A 7,486-nucleotide genomic window follows, 5' to 3' on the forward strand; every position below is an offset into this window, starting at 1 on the left:
CTTATTTTTGCACTACGATATTTTCTTGTGACGGATCAACATGCTGCATTTGCAGCTTTTCCGTGGCGATCCTTTCCACCCGGCTATGGTCGCCGAGCGCATTCTCTTCAAGGATCAGGTTGCGCCATTCAATGTCTAAAGCATCTCGCTCCAGCACCAGTTGTTCGCGCTGAGCGGTCAGTAAACGGGTATGGTGCGCCGTGGTTACCACGGTCACCGCCGTCAAAATAATGCAAATGAACAGGCAGAGTGGCAGCTTCCCAAATCGCAAAAGATCGTCACCGATAACACCAGGCAATGCATGGCGCTCGTGGCTTCCCATCGATCCTTTAACTTTGCTTAGAGCTTCTGTCACTCTGCTGATCATGCGTTCGTCCTCTCTGCGATACGCAGAACTGAACTACGGGCACGAGGATTCTCAGCCACCTCTTCTTCGCCCGGCATTAACTTGCCTAATGCTCGCAGCTGACGGCCACCCAGTTTTTTGAGCTGCTCTTCAGTCATCGGTAACCCTGCCGGAACTTGCGGACCGCGGCTGTTTTCACGCATAAAACGTTTCACAATACGGTCTTCCAGCGAGTGGAAGCTGATGATCGAAAGCCGCCCACCCGGGGCCAGCACGTTGAGCGAGCTTTTTAGCGCCTGCTCTATCTCCTCCAGTTCACTGTTTACCCAAATGCGCACCGCCTGGAAGGTACGGGTCGCGGGATGTTTAAACTTATCTTTCACCGGCGTTGCAGCAGCCACGACTTCCGCCAGTTCTTTGGTGCGGGTCATCGGCTGTTCGCGGTTACGCTCGACAATGGCGCGGGCAATGCGTTTGGCAAAACGCTCTTCACCATAGGTTTTCAATACCCAGGCGATATCGGCTTCTTCTGCGGTTTGTAGCCATTCAGCGGCTGACTGCCCACGGGTTGGGTCCATACGCATGTCCAGCGGACCATCGCGCATAAAGGAAAAGCCACGTTCAGCATCATCAAGTTGCGGTGAAGAGACGCCAAGATCGAGGAGAATGCCGTCGATCTTGCCGATAAGATCGCGCTCGGCAACGTATTCGCCCAGCGCGGAGAAAGGTCCGTGGATGATGGAGAAGCGCGGATCATCAATAGTCTTCGCAACGGCGATAGCCTGCGGGTCGCGATCGATCGCCAGCAAACGCCCCTCTTCGCCAAGCTGCGAGAGGATCAGACGTGAGTGACCACCGCGACCAAAAGTCCCATCAATGTAGATGCCATCAGGACGGATATTGAGGCCATTAACGGCTTCATCCAGCAGCACCGTAGTATGTTTATAGTTTTCCATCATTTTATAGAGACAAGTCCTGCAGTCGCTCCGATAAGTCTCCAGTAGCCAACTGCTCTGCGTCGATATCTTCCTTGACCTGTTGATGCCAAGTTGTTTCATCCCACAGCTCAAACTTGTTGAACTGTCCAACCAGCATCACTTCTTTTGTCAGCCCGGCATGTTGCCGCAGTACTGGCGCGATTAACAATCGACCTGCGCCATCCATCTGACATTCGCTGGCATGACCTAACAGTAGGCGCTGCACACGGCGCTCAACTGGGTTCATGCTCGACAGACGCGATAATTTTTGCTCGATAATTTCCCATTCAGGCAGGGGGTAAAGCAGCAGGCACGGGTGATGAATGTCAATGGTGCAAACCATTTGACCGGCAGCGTTCTCAAGCAGCTGTTCCCGATAACGGGTAGGCACTGATAAGCGCCCTTTGCTGTCGAGATTGACTAACGTTGCTCCCCGGAACATGCCAGCCTCACCCCTTATTCCCACTTTGCCCCACAATTTCCCACTGAAAGGAGTTTACGGAGCGGAGGAAAAGCTTGTCAAGCCAGTCACAAGGCATACCGAGGTAAAAAACCCGATGTTTACGGCTAATATCAGCGTTGTTTATTTTACGTCCAACGCGCGAAGCAAATTAACGTTATGAATAGCTGTAAGAAAAAATCCCTCATCGTCATCACTGTTTTAAAATGACTCACTATTTTCCACAGCAAATATAAAGTGTCAGTTTGCGACGCGAGCGGCATTTTAGGACATATCTTCCCCGGTTAACAGTCCTTGTTACGTCTGTGTGGCGCTTGATGCCAGCGGGTTTGCGCAAAAGCAAAGAAAAGTGTTTGTTAAATCGGCAATTCATCGCCGCATGTAACAAAATAATGCAAAAACGCGCTGTCGATATCACTTAATTATTGTGAATTTCAGCTGGTGAGTTAATTAACGGGCGGGTTTAAAACCATTTATCAATAATAGTCAGGAATAGTCTTATTTACTTTAAGCATATTGATGTCCAGTCCCGTACTCTACGCGCCAGAGGGAAATTCACCTGGCGCGTATTTTTGTTCGCGGCTTAGCTACGGCTGAGCACACCGCGGCGATAGAGATTACGTTTAATGCGCGTTAAACCAGGTTTTGGCTTACGCGGTTCGTCCAGGCTTGCCAGGACAATCTCCAGCACACGCTCTGCGACATCGCGGTGACGTTGAGCCACTGCCAGCACCGGGCACTGTAAGAAGTCGAGCAGTTCGTTATCGCCAAAGGTGGCAATTGCCAGGTCAGAAGGCAGTTTACCATCGCGACGTAGCGTGACATCCATCACCCCTTGCAACAACGCAAACGACGTTGTGAACAGCGCCTGCGGCATCAGATGCGTTTCCAGCCATTTTTCGAATAACTGGGCAGCCGCCTCCCGCTCATAGCTGTTGGCATACAGGAAATGCACTTCGCGCGGATCATCTTTCCAGGCAGTACGGAAACCTTGTTCACGCAGGAAGCTGACAGAAAGCTCCGGCAGCGCGCCAAGATAAAGCACCGTCTCGGCGGGAAACTTACGTAACTCTTCCGCCAGCATTTCGGCATCATCCTGATCGGCACCAACCACGCTGGTGAAATGTTCACGATCGAGGGCGCGGTCCAGCGCGACAATCGGGAACGGGGCGTTAGCCCAGCGTTGATAAAAAGGATGCTCAGGTGGCAACGACGTCGAAACAATAATGGCATCAACCTGACGCTGTAAAAGGTGCTCAATGCAGCGCATTTCGTTGTCTGGCTGATCTTCTGAGCAGGCAATCAGCAGTTGATAACCCCGTTGCCGCGCCTGGCGCTCAAGATAGTTAGCGATGCGGGTATAGCTGGTGTTCTCCAGATCGGGGATCACAAGACCAATAGAACGTGTGCGTCCAGCACGAAGCCCAGCTGCCACGGCGTTCGGGTGGTAATTGTGCTCACGCACCACAGCCATGACTTTTTCAACGGTTTTGTCGCTCACACGGTATTGCTTCGCTTTGCCGTTAATAACATAGCTTGCAGTGGTCCGCGACACTCCCGCCAGCCGAGCGATTTCATCCAGTTTCACAATTGCCCCTTGCGTAAAATGTAAAAACCATAGCCATTGTACTGGTATGGGTTAAATTCATTAACATCTAAGCGCAGAAAATTAACTGCGGCAACTGCTTTTATTCCAGGTTCCCACTGATTTCGCAAAAAAAGCCCAGCGTGACATGTTGGGCTGCAAATTGCACACTGAGATCATTCTCAACGCATTATTTTATCGCCGCGCGAAAGTCCGACCACACCAGAGCGAGCAACTTCCACAATTTTCGCCACCTCGCGAATCGATGCTAAAAATGCATCAAGCTTATCGCTGGTGCCTGCTAATTGAACGGTATAAAGCGAGGGGGTGACATCGATAATTTGCCCACGGAATATTTCCGTATTACGTTTCACTTCGTCACGCCCGTAACCGCTGGCCTGAATTTTCACCAGCATAATTTCCCGCTCAACATGCGCGCCCTGCCCCAACTCACTCACGCGCAAGACATCGACCAGCTTGTGTAATTGCTTTTCGATCTGCTCAAGTACTTTTTCATCGCCCACGGTCTGGATGGTCATACGCGATAATGTCGGATCGTCGGTTGGCGCAACGGTCAGGCTTTCAATGTTGTAGCCTCGCTGGGAAAAAAGGCCAATCACGCGGGATAACGCGCCTGATTCATTTTCGAGTAAGACTGATAATATCCGGCGCATAATCAGGTTCTCTCCGTTTTGCTTAACCACATTTCATCCATTCCGCCCCCGCGAATCTGCATCGGGTAGACGTGCTCACTGCCATCGACGGTAACATCAACAAACACCAGGCGATTATTGCGCACCTGTTCCAGCGCCTCGCTAAGTTTGCTTTCCAGCTCATGCGGATGAGAGATCTGGATCCCGACGTGACCATAGGCTTCCGCCAGACGGACGAAATCGGGTAGTGATTGCATATAAGATTGTGAATGACGGCCGGAATAGATCATGTCCTGCCACTGTTTCACCATCCCCAGATAGCGGTTATTGAGATTCACCACCAGTACGGGCAACTCGTATTGCAACGCGGTAGACAGTTCCTGAATGTTCATCTGAATACTGCCGTCGCCAGTGACGCAAACCACGGTTTCTTCTGGCAACGCCATTTTGACGCCCAGTGCCGCAGGTAAACCAAAACCCATCGTGCCGAGGCCACCGGAATTGATCCAGCGACGCGGTTTGTCGAATGGATAATAAAGTGCAGCAAACATCTGGTGCTGCCCGACATCGGACGTCACGTAAGCGTCTCCCTTCGTCAACCGCCAAAGAGTCTCGATCACCGCCTGCGGTTTAATCTTTTCACTGTGAGTGTCATATTTCAGGCACTGACGAGCGCGCCACTGTTCAATTTGCTGCCACCAGTCGCGGATCTCATCCAGTGGTTGATGGGCGGATTCTTGCGACAAGAGTTCAAGCATTTGTTCGAGGACCTGGCGAGCATCCCCCACAATCGGGATATCCGCAGTCACGGTTTTAGAAATGGAAGTAGGATCAATATCGATATGCAGAACAGTGGCATTTGGGCAGTACTTTGCCAGATTGTTCGTCGTTCGGTCATCAAATCGTACCCCGACGGCGAAAATCACATCCGCGTTATGCATCGTCATATTGGCTTCGTAGGTACCGTGCATTCCCAGCATGCCCAGTGCCTGACGATGCGTTGCCGGAAACGCCCCCAGCCCCATCAATGAGGAAACAACGGGCAGATTCAACGCCTCCACCGTTTCTTTCAACTGCTGATGGCAGCCCGCCATGATTGCCCCACCGCCTACGTAGACAACCGGTTTTTTTGCCACTACCAGCGTTTGCAGAGCACGCTTAATTTGCCCTTTATGTCCGGTAGTAGTGGGATTGTAAGAACGCATACTGACCGACTCCGGCCAGACATAGGGTAATTTGTTCGCCGGATTAAGAATATCTTTCGGTAAATCAACGACTACTGGTCCAGGACGACCACTTGCCGCCAGCCAGAAAGCCTTTTTCAGCACCTGCGGAATGTCTTCCGTTTGCTTAACCAGAAAACTGTGTTTAACCACTGGTCGCGAAATCCCCACCATGTCGCACTCCTGAAAGGCATCGTAACCTATCAACGAGGTCGCTACCTGCCCGGAAAGGACAACTAATGGAATGGAATCCATATAAGCGGTGGCGATGCCGGTAATCGCATTGGTCGCCCCTGGACCCGACGTTACCAGCACGACGCCGACTTCCCCGGTCGCGCGCGCCAGACCATCGGCCATATGCACTGCCGCCTGCTCATGACGAACTAAAACATGATCGATACCACCCACGGTATGCAATGCATCGTAAATATCAAGGACTGCGCCTCCAGGATAACCGAATACTTGTTTAACGCCCTGATCGATAAGCGATCGGACGACCATCTCGGCTCCAGACAACATCTCCATGGCCTGCCTCACTGTTTGATGGAAAAAATGTGTAAAACACATTAACCGTCCGATCTTGCTTAAGCAATTGGCAGCCAGAGACATAAACGCAGGGTAATAAGAATAAACAGGAGGAAAGATGAAAAGAAACGATAAAATCCTCCATTACGAAGGATTAAATTGATAATAAATCGGCTGAATCCCACAACTTACAGCAATTTCTCTATTTTTTTAATTAATCCTAAAATAGAGAGCCCACACATTCAGAATAAAATTCTACATTCAATAAAAAATGCAGAATAAACCAGACATTCATGTCTGACCTATTCTGCATTCAGTTAGCGTTTGCAAATTGAGACTAATTGTTCTTCCATCCACTGATGGCCTTTATCGCGCCCGGCAGCTTCATGCCATGAGAGATAACAGGTTCTGCTGTTTTGTTTTAACGGCAGCGGTAATACCTGTAATTCTAAGGATTCAGCGAACTCTTCAGCCAGCCAACGCGGCGCAATAGCGACCAAATGCGTTTGCGACACCACGCTAAGTACGCTCATCATTGCCATGCCCTGATACGCGATACTGGCTTGCTTATCTACCGTGTCATACCAAGGTTGACTAAATGACGCGAAACGATCGAGCGAAACCGCCGCATGTTGTTCGTTATAAACATCATGTTTCAGTAACGGGCCTTTAATTGTTGGATGATTTTTGCTGGCTACCAGCACCATTTCATCTTTAAATAATGGCACGCTGGTAAATTCAGGACGATGGAAGTCTTCATAACTAATCACAAACTCCGTTTCCTGATAACGCAGCTGATGTTCAGTGTTCTGATTTAATGAAGACTTGAACATAACATGTATATTTGGCGCAATCTGCTCAATGTGATTATAAATCTGCGAGGTCAGAATGCTGTCTAACGGGCTGCAAACACAAAGATGAAATACACGTTCACTACTCGCGGGTTCAAAACCTGAACCAGGCAATTCATTTTGTACTAGTTGCAATGCCTGGCGAACTGAACCAAAAAGTTGAAATGCGCGAGCAGTCGGTTGAATACCACGGCCATAACGAACAAAAAGCTCGTCATTAAACATCACCTTCAGGCGTGCAACAGCGTTACTGACCGCAGGTTGCGACATACCCAGAACATGAGCGGCACGGGTAATGTTTTGCTCCTGCATCACGGCATCGAAAACGGTTAATAAGTTGAGATCGACCATGCGTAGCTGTGGCTTGCTTAACTCCGCCGTCTCTGAATGATCTGTTTGTACCTCTGGCATACTTAACTCCACTGTCACACTTAACTCCCTTTCCCTTATTGGAATGCAGAGAAATAATCCTGAAGAATATGATTTATCATGCAGGTAATGACTCCAACTTACTGATAGTGTTTTATGTTCAGATAATGCCCGATGACCTTGTCATGCAGCTCCACCGATTTTGAGAACGACAGTGACTTCCGTCCCAGCCTTGCCAGATGTTGTCTCAGATTCAGATTATGTCGCTCAATGCGCTGAGTGTAACGCTTGCTGATAACGTGCAGCTTTCCCTTCAGGCGTGATTCATACAGCGGCCAGCCATCCGTCATCCATACCACGACCTCAAAGGCCGGCAGCAGGCTCAGAAGACGCTCCAGTGTGGCCAGAGTGCGTTCACCGAAGACGTGCGCCACAACCGTCCTCCGTATCCTGTCATACGCGTAAAACAGCCAGCGCTGACGTGATTTAGCACCGAC

9 protein-coding genes and 1 pseudogene are annotated in these 7,486 nt (G+C 50.1%); 1 reads left to right on the plus strand and 9 read right to left on the minus strand.

The genetic code is table 11. From position 1 onward, the window contains the following. Position 1: 1 nt before the first annotated feature. The 7 genes from ftsL to ilvI all read right to left on the minus strand — a co-directional run bounded on the left by ftsL (position 2) and on the right by ilvI (position 5,769). Positions 2-367, minus strand: a complete 366-nt coding sequence (ftsL, locus tag BHE85_RS12000; protein WP_000625658.1) for a cell division protein FtsL — start codon at positions 365-367, stop codon at positions 2-4. Further along, entirely contained in the window at positions 364-1,305 is a 942-nt protein-coding gene (rsmH, locus tag BHE85_RS12005) for a 16S rRNA (cytosine(1402)-N(4))-methyltransferase RsmH (RefSeq protein ID WP_000970479.1), read from the minus strand. The genes ftsL and rsmH overlap by 4 nt, the downstream gene beginning before the upstream one ends. A 1-nt stretch (position 1,306) precedes the next feature. After that, the gene (gene mraZ, locus BHE85_RS12010; protein WP_001295770.1) at positions 1,307-1,765 is read right to left on the minus strand and encodes a division/cell wall cluster transcriptional repressor MraZ; all 459 of its coding nucleotides are present in this window, start codon (positions 1,763-1,765) and stop codon (positions 1,307-1,309) included. 601 nt (positions 1,766-2,366) lie between these two features. After that, the gene (gene cra, locus BHE85_RS12015) at positions 2,367-3,371 is read right to left on the minus strand and encodes a catabolite repressor/activator (protein WP_000762391.1); all 1,005 of its coding nucleotides are present in this window, start codon (positions 3,369-3,371) and stop codon (positions 2,367-2,369) included. Positions 3,372-3,452: 81 nt separating this feature from the next. Further along, positions 3,453-3,539 carry a hypothetical protein gene (locus BHE85_RS12020; RefSeq protein ID WP_032161951.1) on the minus strand — a complete coding sequence of 29 codons (87 nt, stop codon included), beginning with the start codon at positions 3,537-3,539 and terminating at the stop codon, positions 3,453-3,455. 11 nt (positions 3,540-3,550) lie between these two features. Beyond that, positions 3,551-4,042, minus strand: coding sequence for an acetolactate synthase small subunit (gene ilvN / locus BHE85_RS12025; protein WP_001355663.1), 492 nt, complete (start codon positions 4,040-4,042; stop codon positions 3,551-3,553). A gap of 2 nt (positions 4,043-4,044) precedes the next feature. After that, positions 4,045-5,769: an acetolactate synthase 3 large subunit gene (gene ilvI, locus BHE85_RS12030; protein WP_000425674.1), complete on the minus strand. Its 1,725-nt coding sequence runs from the start codon at positions 5,767-5,769 to the stop codon at positions 4,045-4,047. A gap of 118 nt (positions 5,770-5,887) precedes the next feature. Here ilvI and BHE85_RS26955 point away from each other — a divergent pair, with 118 nt between their 5' ends. Next, positions 5,888-5,932: a hypothetical protein gene (locus BHE85_RS26955; RefSeq protein WP_128566915.1), complete on the plus strand. Its 45-nt coding sequence runs from the start codon at positions 5,888-5,890 to the stop codon at positions 5,930-5,932. Between the two features lie 154 nt (positions 5,933-6,086). On the opposite strand, the gene leuO is transcribed toward BHE85_RS26955, so the two are convergent. Both leuO and BHE85_RS12045 read right to left on the minus strand, forming a co-directional pair. Continuing rightward, the gene (leuO, locus tag BHE85_RS12040; protein WP_001297362.1) at positions 6,087-7,031 is read right to left on the minus strand and encodes a transcriptional regulator LeuO; all 945 of its coding nucleotides are present in this window, start codon (positions 7,029-7,031) and stop codon (positions 6,087-6,089) included. Positions 7,032-7,129: 98 nt separating this feature from the next. After that, positions 7,130-7,486 (minus strand): annotated as a pseudogene (locus tag BHE85_RS12045) (IS1-like element IS1X2 family transposase); the annotation flags it as partial.

This window comes from Shigella sp. FC1567 (genome assembly GCF_001743015.1).
Lineage (GTDB): Bacteria > Pseudomonadota > Gammaproteobacteria > Enterobacterales > Enterobacteriaceae > Escherichia > Escherichia coli.

What these genes read in the sequence shown, in the direction of transcription:
- ilvN (WP_001355663.1), bottom strand. Translation starts at nt 4,042, where the DNA reads ATGCGCCGGATATTATCAGTCTTACTCGAAAATGAATCAGGCGCGTTA.
- ilvI (WP_000425674.1), bottom strand. Translation starts at nt 5,769, where the DNA reads ATGGAGATGTTGTCTGGAGCCGAGATGGTCGTCCGATCGCTTATCGAT.
- mraZ (WP_001295770.1), bottom strand. Translation starts at nt 1,765, where the DNA reads ATGTTCCGGGGAGCAACGTTAGTCAATCTCGACAGCAAAGGGCGCTTA.
- leuO (WP_001297362.1), bottom strand. Translation starts at nt 7,031, where the DNA reads ATGCCAGAGGTACAAACAGATCATTCAGAGACGGCGGAGTTAAGCAAG.
- ftsL (WP_000625658.1), bottom strand. Translation starts at nt 367, where the DNA reads ATGATCAGCAGAGTGACAGAAGCTCTAAGCAAAGTTAAAGGATCGATG.
- rsmH (WP_000970479.1), bottom strand. Translation starts at nt 1,305, where the DNA reads ATGATGGAAAACTATAAACATACTACGGTGCTGCTGGATGAAGCCGTT.